General features: G+C 69.8%; 13 protein-coding genes. 9 read left to right on the forward strand and 4 right to left on the reverse strand.

Features of this window, described 5'->3' with window-relative positions; translation table 11 throughout:
* The first annotated feature begins 45 nt into the window (after positions 1-45).
* Positions 46-1278, forward strand: a complete 1233-nt coding sequence (locus ACWD5F_RS41830) for a carbohydrate ABC transporter permease (protein WP_451261450.1) — start codon at positions 46-48, stop codon at positions 1276-1278.
* The gene (locus tag ACWD5F_RS41835) at positions 1275-2144 is read left to right on the forward strand and encodes a carbohydrate ABC transporter permease (protein ID WP_451261451.1); all 870 of its coding nucleotides are present in this window, start codon (positions 1275-1277) and stop codon (positions 2142-2144) included. Before ACWD5F_RS41830 ends, ACWD5F_RS41835 begins: the two co-directional genes overlap by 4 nt.
* A 106-nt stretch (positions 2145-2250) precedes the next feature.
* Here the strand turns inward: ACWD5F_RS41835 and ACWD5F_RS41840 are convergent, their stop codons facing one another.
* Positions 2251-3474, reverse strand: a complete 1224-nt coding sequence (locus ACWD5F_RS41840) for an esterase-like activity of phytase family protein (RefSeq protein ID WP_451261452.1) — start codon at positions 3472-3474, stop codon at positions 2251-2253.
* A 143-nt stretch (positions 3475-3617) separates the two neighbouring features.
* The gene (locus ACWD5F_RS41845) at positions 3618-4055 is read right to left on the reverse strand and encodes a hypothetical protein (RefSeq protein ID WP_019061278.1); all 438 of its coding nucleotides are present in this window, start codon (positions 4053-4055) and stop codon (positions 3618-3620) included.
* Positions 4056-4628: 573 nt separating this feature from the next.
* Between ACWD5F_RS41845 and hemL the strand changes: the two genes are divergently transcribed.
* The 7 genes from hemL (at position 4629) to ccsB (ending at position 12418) form a co-directional block, all read left to right on the forward strand.
* On the forward strand, positions 4629-5948 hold the full coding sequence (gene hemL, locus ACWD5F_RS41850) for a glutamate-1-semialdehyde 2,1-aminomutase (RefSeq protein WP_451261453.1): 1320 nt from the start codon (positions 4629-4631) through the stop codon (positions 5946-5948).
* The gene (locus ACWD5F_RS41855; RefSeq protein ID WP_401714333.1) at positions 5945-6643 is read left to right on the forward strand and encodes a histidine phosphatase family protein; all 699 of its coding nucleotides are present in this window, start codon (positions 5945-5947) and stop codon (positions 6641-6643) included. Before hemL ends, ACWD5F_RS41855 begins: the two co-directional genes overlap by 4 nt.
* 136 nt (positions 6644-6779) lie before the next feature.
* Complete coding sequence (locus tag ACWD5F_RS41860) at positions 6780-8069, forward strand: hypothetical protein (protein ID WP_451261454.1); 1290 nt, start codon at positions 6780-6782, stop codon at positions 8067-8069.
* Positions 8070-8146: 77 nt separating this feature from the next.
* The gene (locus ACWD5F_RS41865; RefSeq protein WP_451261455.1) at positions 8147-8764 is read left to right on the forward strand and encodes a TlpA family protein disulfide reductase; all 618 of its coding nucleotides are present in this window, start codon (positions 8147-8149) and stop codon (positions 8762-8764) included.
* A gap of 1 nt (position 8765) precedes the next feature.
* Entirely contained in the window at positions 8766-9557 is a 792-nt protein-coding gene (locus ACWD5F_RS41870) for a cytochrome c biogenesis CcdA family protein (protein WP_451261456.1), read from the forward strand.
* A 3-nt stretch (positions 9558-9560) separates the two neighbouring features.
* Positions 9561-11318, forward strand: coding sequence for a cytochrome c biogenesis protein ResB (resB, locus tag ACWD5F_RS41875; RefSeq protein ID WP_451261457.1), 1758 nt, complete (start codon positions 9561-9563; stop codon positions 11316-11318).
* Positions 11315-12418 carry a c-type cytochrome biogenesis protein CcsB gene (ccsB, locus tag ACWD5F_RS41880; protein ID WP_451261458.1) on the forward strand — a complete coding sequence of 368 codons (1104 nt, stop codon included), beginning with the start codon at positions 11315-11317 and terminating at the stop codon, positions 12416-12418. The genes resB and ccsB overlap by 4 nt, the downstream gene beginning before the upstream one ends.
* 12 nt (positions 12419-12430) lie before the next feature.
* Here ccsB and ACWD5F_RS41885 read toward each other — a convergent pair whose 3' ends face one another.
* Entirely contained in the window at positions 12431-13978 is a 1548-nt protein-coding gene (locus tag ACWD5F_RS41885) for a hypothetical protein (protein ID WP_451261459.1), read from the reverse strand.
* Positions 13978-16140 (reverse strand): hypothetical protein, encoded by a 2163-nt coding sequence (locus tag ACWD5F_RS41890; protein ID WP_451261460.1) that lies wholly within the window; start codon positions 16138-16140, stop codon positions 13978-13980. The genes ACWD5F_RS41885 and ACWD5F_RS41890 overlap by 1 nt, the downstream gene beginning before the upstream one ends.
* Positions 16141-16232 lie beyond the last annotated feature (92 nt).

The raw sequence follows: 16232 nt of genomic DNA on the forward strand, positions 1-16232 counted from the left end.
CGGACAGAAACAGCCGGACGGGAACAGAACGAGAGTGAACCTGCGATGAGTGAACCGAATCCCGGGCCCGCACAGGGCTCGGGCAGCGGCCCGGAACCGGACCGAACGGCAGCCACCGACAAGGCCGGTGGAAGCCGAGGCCACCGCACCCGAACCCCCCGCGGTGGTGTCCGAGGCCGGGAAGGTCTCGCCGGCTGGCTGTTCGTCTCACCCGTCCTCGTCGTGCTCGGACTCTTCCTGGTCGTGCCGATCCTCATGGCGCTCTGGGTGAGCCTGTCCGACTGGAACGGCCAGGGCAGCCCCTTCTCCTCGGGCGTGCACTTCGTCGGCGCACAGAACTACACGCCGCTGCTCACCAAGTCGGGCCTGGCGCAGAGCGACTTCATGACGAGCCTGCGCAACAACGCCTACTACGTGCTCTTCGTCGTCCCGCTCCAGACCGCGCTCGCGCTGGGCCTGGCGCTCCTGGTCAACGGCAGACGCCTGAAGGGCAAAGGGTTCTTCCGCACCGCGTACTACTTCCCGTCGGTGACGAGCTCGGTCGCGATCTCCGTCGTCTTCCTGTTCGTCTTCTCCTCCAGCGGTGTCGTCAACTCCCTGCTCGCGAAGGTCGGAGTCGACGGACCGGCCTGGTTCGCCGACCCGCGAGGCGTCATCCATCTCGCCCTCGGTGCCTTCGGCGTCGACAACGACGCGCCCCCGTCCACCCTCACGGACACCACCGTCGGCGGCCTCTCCCTGTGGGACTGGATCTCCGGCCCGAGCGTGGCCATGTGCGCGATCATCGCCCTGGTCGTGTGGACGACCGCGGGCACATTCATGCTCATGTTCCTCGCCGCGCTCCAGGACATCCCCCTCGAAGTCGAGGAGGCCGCCGAGATCGACGGCACCGGGCGCTGGCAGCGGTTCCGCCACGTCACCCTGCCCATGCTCAAGCCGACCCTCTTCCTCGTCCTGACCCTCGGACTCATCGGCACCTGGCAGGTCTTCGACCAGATCTACGTCATGACCGCGGGCGAACCGGGAAAGACGACGCTGACCCCCGCGTTCCTGTCGTACCAGACCTCGTTCATCAACAACGAGTGGGGACAGGGCAGCGCCATCGCCTTCATCCTCTTCGCGATCATCGTCGCGATGACGCTCCTTCAGCGGTTCGTCCTGCGCGACAAGGACGAGGCCCGCGCCAAGGCCGCGACGCGGCGCGCGGCGAAAGCGGCACGTTCCGGGTCCGGCCCGACCACGGGGGCCACAGCCGACGTCCACGGAGGCTCGCGATGAGCACACGGCACAAGAACGCGGGCAGCGCGAGCACACGCCACGGCAACCGCTTCACCCGCGTACTCGGCTACACCGCCCTCGTCGTCGTCGCGCTGTGCTACATCTACCCCTTCCTCATCCAGCTCGCGACGAGCTTCAAGACGGACGCGGACGCCACCGGCCACCCGCTGTCGCTGTGGCCGCAGCACTTCACGACAGCGGCCTTCAGCCGGCTCGCCGAAGCGGACTACCCGCGCTGGTTCGCCAACTCCCTCGTCGTCTCGCTGTTCGTCACCGCGGGCCGCGTGTTCTTCGACTCCCTCGCCGGCTACGCCCTGGCCCGGCTGCGCTTCCGCGGCCGGAGCGCACTGTTCGCCGCCGTCATCGCGGTCATGGCCGTGCCCGGTGTCGTCCTGCTCATCCCGAAGTTCCTCGTCCTCAACCAACTGGGGATGTACGACTCCTACTCGGGCATGATCGTTCCGCTCCTGGCCGACGCCGCGGGGGTGTTCATCATGAAGCAGTTCTTCGAGTCGATCCCCGTCAGCGTCGAGGAAGCGGCCCGGATCGACGGCGCGAGCACCTTCCGGATCTTCTGGTCCGTCGTGCTGCCCATGGCCCGGCCGGCCCTGGTCACCCTGACCATCCTGTCGTTCCAGGGATCGTGGAACGAACTCCCGCACTTCATCGTGTCCCGCCAGAGCCCGGACCTGAACACCCTGACCACCGGGGTCGCCTCCCTCGTCTCCGGCCAGCTCGGCCAGGGCAACCAGTACCCGCTCAAGCTCGCGGCGGCCCTGCTCATGACCATCCCCGTGGCCCTGGTGTTCTTCGCCTTCCAGCGGCACTTCGTCCGCGGCGGCACGGACGGCGCGACCAAGGGATGACCGGGCGAGGAACCGGTCCTGCTCATGCGGCAGTCGGTACACACGGAACGCGTCCCGCGACGAGTTCGACGGAGCCGGGGACGCGTTCTCGACATCGGCGCTCGCCTCAGCGCAACGCCCTCCCGTCCGCGTGCAGCGGTGCCGACAGGCGGATGGTGATGAACTCGTCGTTGTCCGGCTGTCCTGGCGTGCGGGCCGAGGAGAACGGGAAGTTGTTGTCGTTCAGGACGGCCAGCGTGCGGTCGTCGAGGAGGACGACGTCCTCGATCGTCTGGAACGGGAAGCGGAACGTCGTACCGAAACCGCCCAGGCCCTTGGGGTTGGCGAGGTTCAGCAGGTCGGCGACCAGGGTCTTGTCGACCACCCCGTCGCCGTCGCGGTCACGGGTGTCGACCAGGTAGATCCGCTTGAACTTGGCGGTGTCGCCCTGTCCGCCGTCGCGCTCGATGACCAGGAAGCGGTGCTTGTCGACGGCGATGGCGTCGCCGATCGCGTTGTCGGTGGACTCCAGGCGGTACACGAAGCGCTTGCCGGTGTAGCTGCCCTTGCGTACGTCGAACTCGCTGAAGCGCAGGTCACCAGGGGTGTCGCCGACGACCGTGCCCTCGGTGAGCGGGTAGAGGTGACGGCCGTCGACGCCTCGGACCAGGCCCTCGAAACCCTTGCTGCTGTTGAGGGTGGGCTGGGCGCCGTTCAGGTACGGGTTCTCCGGCGCCTGGACGCCCGCCAGTGGGATCGGTGCCTGGAGCAGCCGGCCGGACTTGGAGAAGTGCAGCAGGAAGGGGCCGAACTCGTCTCCCGTCCAGTACGTGCCGTCGGCGGTCCGCACGATCGACTCGACGTCGAAGTCGGCGCCGGTGAGCACCCGGTCGGCCCGCGTCAGCGGGAACGCGACGCGGTGGTCCGGGTCGCTCAGGTTGAACCCGCCGACCACGGTGGCCTTGCCGGTGCGGGTGTCCGGCTTGACGCGGTGGACCCGGAGCAGGAAGTCGGCGCTGTTGGCCTTGTTGCCGTAGCCGTTGTCGGACAGCACGTCGTAGGTGCCGTCGTGCCGGTTCACGGCACCGCTGAAGCCCTGCACGGGCTGGTGGGCGAACGGCGCGGTGACCCCGTTGAACGGGCCCGTGCCGATGGCGGAGCCGGACGGCTCGCTGCCCGGTACGAAGGTCGCGGCGGGCAGGGAGGCGAAGCCGGTCAGGGTGGCCTGGCCGTACGTGGGCCGGCCGTACTGGGCCCGGTCATGCTCCGTGGGCTCTCGGTCAGCCATCGCGGGGGAGGCGAGGCCGAGGGTCAGCGCCGTGGCGGTGACCATGATCGAAAGTCTTCTCATGGCGCGCACAGTAGGGATACCGAGTGACGGGGGCGCCAACGGCGGGCGACCGGTCAGTGCCCCGGCTCCGGTTCACGTGTTCTCGACGGCACCAAAAGGGCGAGGCCCGAAGACCCCGCCCGCTACAACCGAAAAACCCTCGCTCAGGGCCACACCAAGCAGTACGGCTGATGCCCCGCCTCGTGCAGGCGATGACTGAAGTCCTGCCATTCGTGCAGCAGTTGGTACACGTTGAACGCGTCCCGCGGACCGCCCCGGTCCGGGACCGTCGACCAGATGAAGGCCGCCGCGCCGACCGCTTCCTCGCCTATGCCGCGCAGCGGGTCGACGACGGTCATCGGGAGTTTGACCACGGCGTAGTCGGGGTGGAGGACGACCAGTTCCAGCGGCGGCACCTTGTTGAGGGGGACGCCCTCGATGCCGGTCAGGACCATCGCCGCCATCGTCTCCGGCTTGATCTTGGTGAACATGCCGTTCATCCCGAGCTCGTCGCCGCCCAGTTCCTCGGGGCGCATCGAGATCGGGACACGGGCCGCGGTCGCACCGTCCGGCGCGCCGAAGTACTTGTACGTCACCCCCACCCGACCACCATTCCTGCTCCCCGCCCTGAGGCGCTCACTGTGTGCCTGACGTGCGTCCGGCAGACGTGCTTCGTTCGAATCCTCCGCCTCGCGTCGGTGCTTTCCCCCTCGGGCACGTCGAGGACCCAGGTCGTCGGTCCCCTCGCCCAGTCCGCCACCGCGATGCATATCTCCACCCGACTGCTTTTCTAGGACGCGTGGCCCCCGCCGCGCAACCCGATCATCGTGTCAGTGACCTCCCCCACGGCCGCTCGCCGAAACGTGCGTTGAAACACCTGTCCGCAGGATCTTCGCAGCCCCCGTACACGATGGCATCTGTGAGCTGTGTGTATCACGTTCCAGTCTCGCAGATGGTCCGGGGGCGGTGGCCTGCCGATGGTCGGGGCATGGTCGGCCGATGGCCGAATAGTGGCCCAAGGGTGGCGGACCGGATCGTCGATCAGGTGGCCTGGCCTGCGGTGCGCGGGCGCGCCCCCGAGGCCCCACGCCCCCTGGCCTACCCTGAGGAGGCCACAGGCAAGCGGAGTCCGTGAAGTCGGAGAAAGACGGAGAAGGTCGGAGAAGTCGCAGGTCATGAGCGAACTGCCCTATTCATACGAAGCGCCTGTCTCACAGGCCCTGTTCGACCGTGCGGCCGTCGTCACACCAGGCGGCGTGAACTCGCCGGTGCGCGCCTTCCGCGCCGTCGGCGGCACGCCCCGGTTCATGGTGTCCGGTACCGGTCCGTACCTGACGGACGCGGACGGGCGGGAGTACGTCGACCTCGTGTGCTCCTGGGGGCCGATGATCCTCGGGCACTCGCACCCCGAAGTGATCGCCGCCGTGCAGCGGGCCGTCTCGCGCGGCACCTCCTTCGGCACGCCCGGTGAGGGCGAGGTCGCGCTCGCCGAGGAGATCGTCGCCCGGGTGGAGCCGGTGGAGCAGGTCCGTCTCGTGAGCAGCGGGACCGAGGCGACCATGAGCGCCATCCGGCTCGCTCGCGGGTTCACCCAGCGGGCCAAGGTCATCAAGTTCGCCGGGTGTTACCACGGTCACGTCGACTCGCTGCTCGCCGCGGCCGGGAGCGGGGTCGCGACCTTCGCCCTGCCCGACACTCCCGGCGTCACCGGTGCCCAGGCCGCCGACACGATCGTGCTGCCGTACAACGACCTCGAAGCCGTCAACGAGGCCTTCCACCGGCACCCCGGCGAGATCGCCTGTGTGATCACCGAGGCCTCGCCCGGCAACATGGGCGTGGTGCCGCCGAAGCCCGGCTTCAACCAGGGGCTGAAGGACGCGTGCGCGAAGAACGGCGCGCTGTTCATCTCCGACGAGGTCATGACCGGGTTCCGGACCAGTCGCAGTGGCTGGTACGGGATCGACGGTGTCCGGCCCGATCTCATGACCTTCGGGAAGGTGATGGGCGGTGGGTTCCCCGCCGCCGCCTTCGGAGGGCGGGAGGACGTCATGGCGCGGCTCGCGCCCGCCGGGCCCGTCTACCAGGCCGGCACCCTCTCCGGAAATCCCGTCGCCACCGCGGCCGGCCTCGCGCAGTTGCGGCTCCTCGACGACGCGGCCTACGTCAAGGTCGACGCCGTGTCCGAGCAGATCCAGGCGCTCGTGACCGAGGCGCTCAGCAAGGAAGGCGTCGCGCACCGCGTGCAGAACGCCTCCAACATGTTCTCCGTCTTCTTCGTGGACCGTTCGGTGCGCGACTACGAGGACGCCAAGGCGCAGGAGTCCTTCCGCTTCACCGCCTTCTTCCACTCGATGCTGGCGCAGGGCGTCTATCTGCCGCCCTCGTCCTTCGAGTCCTGGTTCGTGTCCACGGCCCACGACGAGCGAGCCGTGCAGCGCATCGCCGACGCCCTCCCGGCGGCGGCCCGAGCGGCGGCGGAGGCCACCTCAGCATGAGCGACAGCAACAACACGGCCGGCAGCGACCTCACCGTCGTACACCTGATGCGGCACGGCGAGGTCGCCAACCCCGACGGGGTGCTCTACGGGCGGCTGCCCGGGTACCACCTGTCCGAGCTCGGGCGGCAGATGGCCGACCGGGTCGCCGAGCATCTCGCGCCGCGCGATGTGACGTACGTCGTCGCCTCGCCGTTGGAGCGGGCGCAGGAGACGGCGACGCCGATCGCCAAGGCGCACGGGCTCGACCTCGCGACCGACGAGCGGCTCATCGAGGCCGACAACGTCTTCCAGGGCAAGACGTTCGGGGTCGGGGACGGGGCGCTGCGCAAGCCCGAGAACTGGAAGCACCTGGTCAACCCGTTCCGGCCGTCGTGGGGTGAGCCCTACGTCGACCAGGTGGTGCGGATGATGGGCGCGCTGGACGCCGCCAAGGACCGGGCGCGCGGGCACGAGGCCGTCGTCGTCAGCCACCAGCTGCCGATCTGGATCGTGCGGTCGTACGTCGAGAAGCGGCGGTTGTGGCACGACCCGCGCAAGCGGCAGTGCACGCTCGCCTCGCTGACGACCTTCACCTACCAGGGCGACAAGATCGTCTCCGTCGGCTACAGCGAGCCGGCCCGCGACCTCGTCCCGGCCCATCTGCTCGCCGGCGCCAAGCCGGTGAAGGGGAAGAGCAAGGCCTTCGGCGCCTGACGACCCCCGCGAGTCCCTGTGCGCGGAGACGGTTCCGTGACGTTTGTCTCCGAACACAGAACTTTCCTGACGAACTTTCCCGTCCGACGCGTCCTCTCACAGATTGACCACAGAGGACGCGACGGATGGGGAAGCAATGTCGAATCTCACGCGACGGGGAGTGCTCGGAGCCGGTGCGGGCGCGGCGGCGGCCCTGGGGCTCGCCGGCTGCGGCACCCTCACCTCGGGCGGATCCGGTTCGGGATCCGGGGGAGGCTCCGCGCACGCGGGATCCGGCGGCAGCAAGAAGCCCACGACCCACCCCGTCCGTCCCCTCGGTGACGGTTCGACCTCCTTCACCGGCAAGCAGCCCCACCAGCCGGCCAAGCCCGAGCCGTTGGAGCCCGGCCAGACCCCGCCCCAGTTCGTGATCTTCTCCTGGGACGGCGCCGGCGAGGTCGGCAACGGCCTCTTCCCGCGCTTCCTCGACCTCGCCAAGCAGCACGGCGCGTCGATGACCTTTTTCCTCTCCGGCCTGTATCTGCTGCCCGAGTCGAAGAAGCGCCTCTACAACCCGCCGAACAACCCGCAGGGCGCCTCCGACATCGGCTACCTCACCGACGAGCACGTCAAGGCCACGCTGACCAACGTCCGCCGTGCCTGGCTCGAAGGGCACGAGATCGGCACCCACTTCAACGGCCACTTCTGCGGCGGCAACGGCACCGTCGGCAACTGGACGCCCCAGCAGTGGAAGAGCGAGATAGACCAGGCGAAGTCCTTCGTGAAGGAGTGGCGCACCAACAGCGGGTGGACCGACCTGCCGAGCCTGCCCTTCGACTACGAGAAGGAGCTCGTCGGCGGTCGTACGCCCTGTCTGCTCGGCCAGGACAACCTGCTGCCCACCGCCAAGGAACTCGGCTGGCGCTACGACGCCTCCTCGCCCGGCGGCCGCCAGGTCTGGCCGCAGAAGAAGCAGGGCATCTGGGACCTCCCGTTGCAGGCCGTCCCGTTCCCCGGGCACAGCTTCGAGGTCCTGTCGATGGACTACAACATGCTCGCCAACCAGTCCGTCAACTCGACCAACGCGCCCGCCTACAACTACCCGGGCTGGCGCACCCAGGCCGCGCAGGCGTACATATCGGGCTTCAAGCGGGCCTACGAGAGCAACCGCGCCCCCTTCTTCATCGGCAACCACTTCGAGCAGTGGAACGGCGGCATCTACATGGACGCCGTCGAGGAGGCGTTCAAGCACATCGCCCGGGAGAAGGAGAAGGGCGAGGACGTACGCATGGTCTCCTTCCGGCAGTTCGCCGACTGGATGGACGTGCAGAAGCCCGAGGTGCTGGAGCAGCTGCGCACCCTCGATGTCGGGCAGGCGCCGGCCAGTGGCTGGAAGAACTTCATCACCGCTCCCTCGGGCACCCCGTCCTCGAACAAGGCCGCCTGAAATGCGGGTTTCCGCCCGCAAGGCGCCTGTGAGGGGGGTGGGCAAGATCCCCAGAACGGGCATGCGAAACTTTTCACATGAGTGCCGCCAGCCGCGTCCCCCAGTGCTCGAACCGTAGCCGTGCCGTAGCGATCGGCGCTGTGGCCGCAGCTGCCGCGCTGACCCTGTCCGCGTGCGGTTCCGGCGGCACCTCCGGCGGAGGCGGTGACACCAACTTCGTCATGGGCAAGGACGGCATCTCCACCGCCGAGCAGGGCAAGCGGGCCGACGCGCCCGACCTGTCCGGCAAGACCGTCGACGGCAAGCAGCTCGACGTCGCGTCCTACCAGGGCAAGATCGTCGTACTGAACGTGTGGGGTTCCTGGTGCGCCCCCTGCCGCGCCGAGGCGCCGAACCTGGAGAAGGTCTACCGGGACCTCCAGTCCCAGGGCGTCCAGTTCGTCGGCATCAACACCCGGGACACCAAGACCTCCAGCGCCGCCGCCTTCGAGAAGCAGCAGGGCATCACCTTCCCCAGCCTGTACGACCCGACGGGCAAGCTGATGCTCCGCTTCAAGAAGGGCACGCTCAACCCGCAGGCCATCCCCTCCACGCTCGTCCTCGACCGGGAAGGGAAGATCGCCGCCCGCTCGCTGGCCGCGCTCAGCGAGGACAAGCTGCGCAAGATGATCGACCCGGTCCTCGCGGAGAAGTGACGTGAGCGCGGTCACCTCGGGCGCGAGCGCGGTCAGCACGCTCGCCGCGACCGGATACAACGGCACGGTGCTCAACGGCGCCCTCCTCGTCGCCCTGCCCGTCGCCCTGCTGGGCGGGCTCGTCTCCTTCTTCTCGCCGTGCGTCCTGCCGCTGGTCCCCGGTTATCTGTCGTACGTCACCGGCGTCACCGGCACCGACCTGGCCGAGGCCCGGCGCGGCCGGATGGTCGCCGGCGCCTCCCTGTTCGTCCTCGGCTTCACCGCCGTGTTCGTCTCCAGCGGCGCCCTGTTCGGCTACTTCGGCGACACCCTCCAGGACAACAAGGGCGTCCTGTCGAAGGTGTTGGGCTCGCTCATGATCCTCATGGGCGTCTTCTTCATGGGTCTGATGCCCTGGATGACCCAGCGCGAGTTCCGCTTCCACCGGCGGCCCGTGGCCGGTCTGGCCGGCGCCCCGCTGCTGGGCGCGCTGTTCGGTATCGGCTGGACGCCCTGCATCGGTCCGACCCTCGCCTCCGTGCTCGCGCTGTCCTCGCAGCAGTCGAGCGCCGGCCGCGGCGCCATACTGACCGTCGCCTACTGTCTCGGCCTCGGCGTGCCCTTCGTGCTCGCCGCGGTCGCCTTCCGCAAGGCGCTGGGCGCCTTCGGCTGGGTCAAGCGCCACTATGTCTGGGTGATGCGGATCGGCGGCACGATGATGATCGTGACCGGTCTGCTGCTGCTCACCGGCGCCTGGGACAGCCTCGTGCAGGACATGCAGTCCTGGTCCGCCGGCTTCACTGTGGGGATCTGATCGATGAGCACGCCTTCCAAGACCCGGTCCGGCGCGAGCCCCGAGCGCCCCGACGAGGACCTCGGCGCCGCCGGCTCCCAGCTGTCCACCGCGCCCAAGGAGGAGCTGCCCAACCTGCCCTCCCTCGGCGTCATCGGCTGGGCCCGCTGGTTCTGGCGCCAGCTCACCTCGATGCGGGTCGCGCTGCTGCTGCTCCTGCTGGTGTCGCTTGGCGCGATCCCCGGCTCGCTGATCCCGCAGAGCGGCACCGACGAGACCAAGGTCGCCGACTTCCGCAAGGCGCACACCTTCGTCGCGCCGATCTACGACCGGCTCGGGCTCTTCCACGTCTACAGCTCGGTGTGGTTCTCCGCGATCTACATCCTGCTGTTCGTCTCCCTCATCGGCTGCATCATCCCGCGCACCTGGCAGTTCGTCGGCCAGCTGCGCGGCCGGCCGCCGGGCGCGCCCAAGCGGCTGACCCGGCTGCCCGCCTACACCACCTGGCACACCGAGGCCGAGCCCGAGCAGGTCCGCGAGGCCGCGCTCACCCTGCTGAAGAAGCGCCGCTTCCGCGCCCACCTCGCCGGTGACGCCGTCGCCGCCGAGAAGGGCTATCTGCGCGAGATCGGCAACCTCGCCTTCCACGTCGCCCTCATCGTGATGCTGACCGCCTTCGCCTGGGGCCAGCTCTTCAAGTCCGAGGGCAACAAACTCGTCGTCGAGGGCGACGGCTTCTCCAACACCCTCATCTCCTACGACGACTTCAAGTCCGGCAACCTCTTCAGCTCCGACGACCTGGTGCCGTTCAGCTTCAACCTGGACAAGTTCACCGGCACCTACGAGACCAGCGGCCCCAACAAGGGCACCCCGCGCACCTACCAGGCGGCCATCACCTACAGCGAGGGCGCCTACGGCAAGGACCGCAAGACGCTCGTCAAGGTCAACGAACCGCTGACCATCGGCGACGCCAAGGTCTACCTCACCGCCCACGGCTACGCCCCCGTCATCACCGTCCGCGACGGCAAGGGCAAGGTCGTCTACAACGACGCCGTGGCCATGCTCCCCCTCGACTCCAACGTCACCTCCACCGGTGTGATCAAGGTCCTCGACGGCTACAAGAACGCCAAGGGCGTCACCGAGCAACTGGGTGTCTCGGCCTTCCTCCTGCCCACCTACACCAAGGGCAACGAGACGGCCTCGACGTTCCCGGCGCTGAACAACCCGGTACTGAACCTGACGCCGTACCACGGCGACCTCGGCATCGACTCCGGTATCCCGCAGAGCGTCTACCAGCTCGACAAGTCGCACGTGAAGGAGTTCAAGGACGCCAAGGGCGCCCAGCTCCGGGAGAACCTGAAGCCCGGCGAGACCATGCAACTCCCGGGCGGCGCCGGGTCGATCACCTACACGGGCACCAAGCAGTGGGCCAACTTCCAGGTCGTCCAGCAGCCCGGCACCGACTGGGCGCTCGCCGCCGCCCTCACCGCGATCTTCGGCCTCGCCGCCTCCCTGTTCATCCAGCGCCGCCGGGTCTGGGTGCGGGCCGTGCCGGGCCCCGACGGCGGCACCGTCGTCGAGATGGCCGGGCTCGGCCGCAGCGAGTCCGCCAAGCTGCCCGAGGAACTCGGCGACCTCGCCGGGATCCTGTACGACCGGACCCCGGGCCCGCCCGAGCCCCCGTCCGGCGAGGGCGACAATGCCGTCGCCGACTCCGCAGACCGACAAGACCCCACCACCCCCGAACCCGAAGCCGTACCTGCCGAAGGGGCTGAGACGTGACTCTCGCCGCCGGAACCGAGTTGGCCACCGCGACCAACGAACACCTCGCGAACATCAGCAACACGCTGATCTACTCCGCGATGGCCGTCTACACCCTGGCCTTCTTCGCGTACATCGCCGAATGGCTCTTCGGCAGCCGCAGCCGGGTCGGCCGCACGGCCGCCGCGCTCACGCCGGAGGCCAAGGCCGCCGCCAAGGGCCGCCCGGCCGTGACCGTGCAACAGGCCGGCGGCACCACCGTGCTGGAGCGACCCACCGTCGTCGTACGCTCCGCGGCCGGTGCGCGGGACGTGCCGGACGGGCCCGGGGCGCACGGCGGGGACGCGCAGGGCGATCTCTACGGACGTATCGCCGTATCGCTCACCGTGCTCGCGTTCCTCATCCAGCTCGCCGGGGTGATCGCCCGCGCGGCCTCGGTGGAGCGGGCGCCGTGGGGCAACATGTACGAGTTCAACATCACGTTCTCCACCGTCGCCGTGGCCGTGTACCTCACGCTGCTCGCACTGAAGAAGAACGTCCGCTGGCTCGGCCTGTTCCTGATCACGACGGTCCTCCTCGATCTCGGCATCGCCGTCACTGTCTTGTACACCGCCAGCGACCAGTTGGTTCCCGCCCTTCACTCGTACTGGCTGTACATCCACGTCTCCACCGCCATCCTGTGCGGCGCGGTCTTCTACGTGGGCGCGGTCGGCACGGTCCTCTACCTGTTCAAGGACTCCTACGAGACCAAGCTGGAGAACGGCGGCAAGCCCGGCACCTTCGCCACCTCCGTCATGGAGCGGCTGCCCGCGTCCTCGTCCCTGGACAAGTTCTCCTACCGCGTCAACGCGGCCGTCTTCCCGCTGTGGACGTTCACGATCATCGCGGGCGCGATCTGGGCGGAGTCCGCGTGGGGCCGCTACTGGGGCTGGGACCCGAAGGAGACCTGGGCGTTCATCACCTGGGTCGCCTACGCCTGCTACCTGCACGCCCGCGCCACGGCCGGCTGGAAGGGCCGCAAGGCCGCGTACCTCGCGCTGATCGCGTTCGGCTGCTGGCTGTTCAACTACTACGGCGTCAACATCTTCGTGTCCGGCAAGCACTCGTACGCGGGGGTGTGAGCCGGGGAACGGTCAGGACGGGGGCAGGCACTCCTTGCCGGGAGGCTTGCCCTCGGGCCAGGCGATCTTGACGAACCGTGAGTCGCCCTGGGGCGTGAGTTCCACGATCGGCACGGCCTTGTCGTACGGGTTGCCGTGCACGTCCAGGCAGATCCAACCGCTCGCCCCGCTCACCCGCAGCGAGCCCTTGACCTGCGGCCACTGAAGCCCCACGTCCGCGAGCGGCGGCGCCGTCCGTCCGTCCGGCGTCGCCTCACGGATGCCGTGCACCACCAGGGTCATGGCGTCATAGCCGATGATCAACTGCCCGTCGTCCAGGGCGACCGAGCCGATCGGCCCGACCGGCGCACGCTCGCTCCTGGCCAGCAGATCGCTCAGCACCTTGGCGTCCCGCGCCGAGCCGCCCGTCTTCACGGTGTCCTTCGCCCAGGCGTCCGGGTGGGCGAGGGAGGTGTAGCGGACCGAGAGGTTGGGCCGCAGGGCGCTGCGGTCCAGGGCCTTCTCGCCGGTCAGGTAGGAGCCCTCGTCGCCGGTCAGCAGCGTGAACTTCCGGTCCTGGCAGCCGCGTCCGCCCAGCGCGTTGATGAACTGCCGCAACTGGGTGTGGCGTCCGGCGAACAGGATCGTGTCCGTCTCCTTCGAGGTGTCGCACACGAGGTGGGTGATCTGCCGGAAGGTGTTGGCGGTCGTGCCCTCCTGGGTGCGGTCGGCGGGCGGGGTGAACGGTTGCGGTTCGTAGGGCGAACCCTTGATCAGCTTCGCGAACGACGCCTGGAGCGTGCGGGTGTAGGGGTCGCCCGGCTTGTCGTACACCAGCAGCGCCCGCCCGGCACTGACCTTGGCGAAGGAGGCGAGAGCGCGGGCCTCGTCCGTGTTGGTCGGGGAGACACGGGCCAGCCCGGGGAACGGATCCTTGCCGCCCTGTCCGTTCGCGAGGTCGTCCGCGGTGATCGACGAGCCGACCACCGGGATGCCCCGCCGGGTCAGTTCGGCCACGGCCTTCTTGTTGTTGTCGGTACTCATGCCGACCCCGGCGACCGCCCGCAGCCGGTCGGCACTTCTCGTCATCGGCTCCAACTGGTCCACCAATTGCTTCCAGTGATCACTGGTCGCCCCTGGGTTGGCGAGCACCAACCGGATCGACGGGGACTGCCCGTTGGCGGCGTGATTGGCCTCCCACTGCGCCAAGTAGGCGCCCTGAAGCTCGTGTTGGATGTCGCTCAGCGTGGAAGGGGTGGACGCCGTGTACGGCAGCATCACCGCGACAGTGACGTAGGTGCCCGCCTTGAGCGAGTCGTTCTCCCGGTCGATCGCCCGCACCGCGTCCCGGAGTTGGGGCCGCCCGAAGTCGTACGCCGTCGTCGAGACCCCCACGCAGTCGTCGCTGTCCTCCGGGTGGACCACCCCCGGGGCGCACGCCCGATCGTCGTGCGTGAGCGTCCGGACGGCGAGGACCAGGCCCACCACCAGCGCGGCGCTCACCACCACCGCCAGATACCGCCGCAGCGGAATCTCCCACACACCCTCCCGCAGCCACCTCCCGAAGCCTCCGCCGGCCATCACGCCAGCCCCTCGTCATCGGCATCGGCCTCGTCGTCGTCCGGCACCCGCAGGGCCCGGCCCGCCGCCGCGTCCTCCGCCCAGTCCCGCGAGGCCCGCCACAGCAGCGCGTTGCCGGCCGGGCGCAGGTTGGACAGCTGCTCCAGCTCGAACCGCAGCCGGTCTGCCACCTTCGGGTCGGGCAGCGCGAGCGGGTCGGTCAGCCGCCACACGGCGTGCAGCAACCGCCGTACCCGCAGATGCAGTACGCCGTCCACGCCCGCCGGCGGTGGATGACCCGCGTCCGTGCGGCCGAGCGCCACGTCGGCCCGCCGGTCGTCCCGGCCGGTGAAGTCGTGGCCGTCGGCGTCGTGCGCGTGGAAGTAGGGCGCCGAGGCGATGAAGCGCAGGGAGCGCAGCCAGGTCGCGGCGGACAGGGAGGGGAAGGTGTCCCGCAGGTAGGCGACCGCCGACTCGGCGTCGCCCAGGGCGAGTTCGTGGTGCAGCCGGTAGCGGGCGCGGACGGGATCGTCACCGCCGTCGCCCCCTCCGTCACCGCCGTCGCCCCCTCCGTCACCGTCGTCGCCGGTCTCGGGTGGCGCGTAGTGCGCGATCAGCGTCTCGTGCGCCGTACGCCACTGGCCGTGGTCCGCGTCCCGGTGGTGCAGGGCGAGCAGCAGCAGGGTGCGGACGAAGGCGTCCCCGACGAACTGGCCCGGCACTTCGGGCAGTCCCTCCCGGGCGAGCCGGGTCTGGAGGGAGCGGATGTCCGCCGGTCCGAAGTCGTCCGGGAGCAGGGCCTGCGCGAGCGCGACCGCGGAGTCGTGGTCGTGGGCGGCGGCCAGCACCGTCAACTCCTCGCGGCGGTCGGTGGGGACGAGCCGGTCGAGGAGTTCCAGGTACGTCGGCGCGCCGTCGCTCTCCTCGTGCGGGCGGACGTCCGCCGTGAGCAACTCGCCGAGGGAGGCGGCCTCCGGGAGGTTCTGCGCGGCCGACTCGGCGAGCAGGGTGATGCCGAGCGGGTTGCCGCCGGTCAAGCGGTGCGTGGCGTGCGGGAGTTGGGGCGGCACCGGGAGGTCCGCGCAGGCCGCGCCGACGATGTGCAGAGTGTCGTCCGGGCTGAGCGGCGGCAGCGCCACGAGTAGGGCCCGGGAGGTGGGCGCCGCCGGATCGGGCGTCCAGCCGCTGCGCCGGGTCACCTCGGGCAGCGCCCTGCGCACCGCGTTGCGCAGGGCGGGGCGGCCGTCCCCGCGCAGGGCGCCGACGAAGACGACCTGGTCGGCGATGCCGTCGGCGCGGTCGCGCAGGACGGCGTCGGTGAGCCCGGGGCCCGGCGCGGACTGCGCGTTGTCGAGCAGCACCAGCGGCCGGCCCAGGCGCTGCATCCGCGGCAGCATCCCGGCGTACGCCTCGGTGAGGTCGGCGAGCAGGGCGCGCACCAGGTGGCGCTCGGCGTGCTCGCGGGAGGTGCCGCCGGCCCTGAAGTGGCCGGAGAGCAGCATGAGTCCGCGCCGGGCGTTGCCGGAGGCGTTCGGATAGTCGCGGTACCAGGTCGCGGCCTTGGCGTGCCGCCGGTGCACGAAGCTGTCGGAGAAGGACTCCAGGGTCGCCTCGATGGACGCGGAGACCAGCGGCCCGGTGCCGGTCGCGGCGGCGACCACGTTGGCGGCGACCCGCCCCGCCCACCGCCCGGCGAACCCGGCGATCCACGACCCGCCCTCGTTCAGCAGCAGGATCCGCTCCACCTCGCGCCGGATCCGCTCCGAGTCGGCGTCGCTCCAGCCTCCGGCGGCCACCGCGACCAGGCCCGACATCAACCGCGGGAAGACGATCCGGCCCGCGCCGGTCACCGGCTCCGCCAGCTGCTCCGCGATCACCAGCAGCGCCTGCGACACCGGCGACCAGGCCTCGGCGGGCCGCCCGGCCGACGGCACCGCGAACTCGGCGCTCGCGCAGTCGATCAGCGCGACCGGGGTGTGCCCCTTGTAGGCGGCCCGTAACTCGTCCAGGACCGCGGTCTTGCCGAGCCCGCGCGCACCGGTGAGCAGGACGAACGGGAGCTCGCGCCGATGCTCGTACGGCGTGGTGCGGTGCTGGTGCGGGCGCAGACCCACGAGCCGTGGAACGAGACCGGCCGGATCGGCGTCGAAGAGCGCGCCGCGCCCGTGCAACCGTCTGCCCACCGCACCGCTCCCCCCGGAGGTGTCCCCAACTCAAGAGTAAGGAGGGTGAGTTGGTTCGGACTAGATCGCATGGTGACCGTTGGGTCACAAAA

This window comes from Streptomyces sp. NPDC002499 (assembly GCF_053595415.1).

What these genes read in the sequence shown, in the direction of transcription:
- ACWD5F_RS41830 (WP_451261450.1), top strand. Translation starts at nt 46, where the DNA reads ATGAGTGAACCGAATCCCGGGCCCGCACAGGGCTCGGGCAGCGGCCCG.
- ACWD5F_RS41835 (WP_451261451.1), top strand. Translation starts at nt 1,275, where the DNA reads ATGAGCACACGGCACAAGAACGCGGGCAGCGCGAGCACACGCCACGGC.
- ACWD5F_RS41840 (WP_451261452.1), bottom strand. Translation starts at nt 3,474, where the DNA reads ATGAGAAGACTTTCGATCATGGTCACCGCCACGGCGCTGACCCTCGGC.
- hemL (WP_451261453.1), top strand. Translation starts at nt 4,629, where the DNA reads ATGAGCGAACTGCCCTATTCATACGAAGCGCCTGTCTCACAGGCCCTG.
- ACWD5F_RS41855 (WP_401714333.1), top strand. Translation starts at nt 5,945, where the DNA reads ATGAGCGACAGCAACAACACGGCCGGCAGCGACCTCACCGTCGTACAC.
- ACWD5F_RS41860 (WP_451261454.1), top strand. Translation starts at nt 6,780, where the DNA reads ATGTCGAATCTCACGCGACGGGGAGTGCTCGGAGCCGGTGCGGGCGCG.
- ACWD5F_RS41865 (WP_451261455.1), top strand. Translation starts at nt 8,147, where the DNA reads ATGAGTGCCGCCAGCCGCGTCCCCCAGTGCTCGAACCGTAGCCGTGCC.
- resB (WP_451261457.1), top strand. Translation starts at nt 9,561, where the DNA reads ATGAGCACGCCTTCCAAGACCCGGTCCGGCGCGAGCCCCGAGCGCCCC.
- ACWD5F_RS41885 (WP_451261459.1), bottom strand. Translation starts at nt 13,978, where the DNA reads ATGGCCGGCGGAGGCTTCGGGAGGTGGCTGCGGGAGGGTGTGTGGGAG.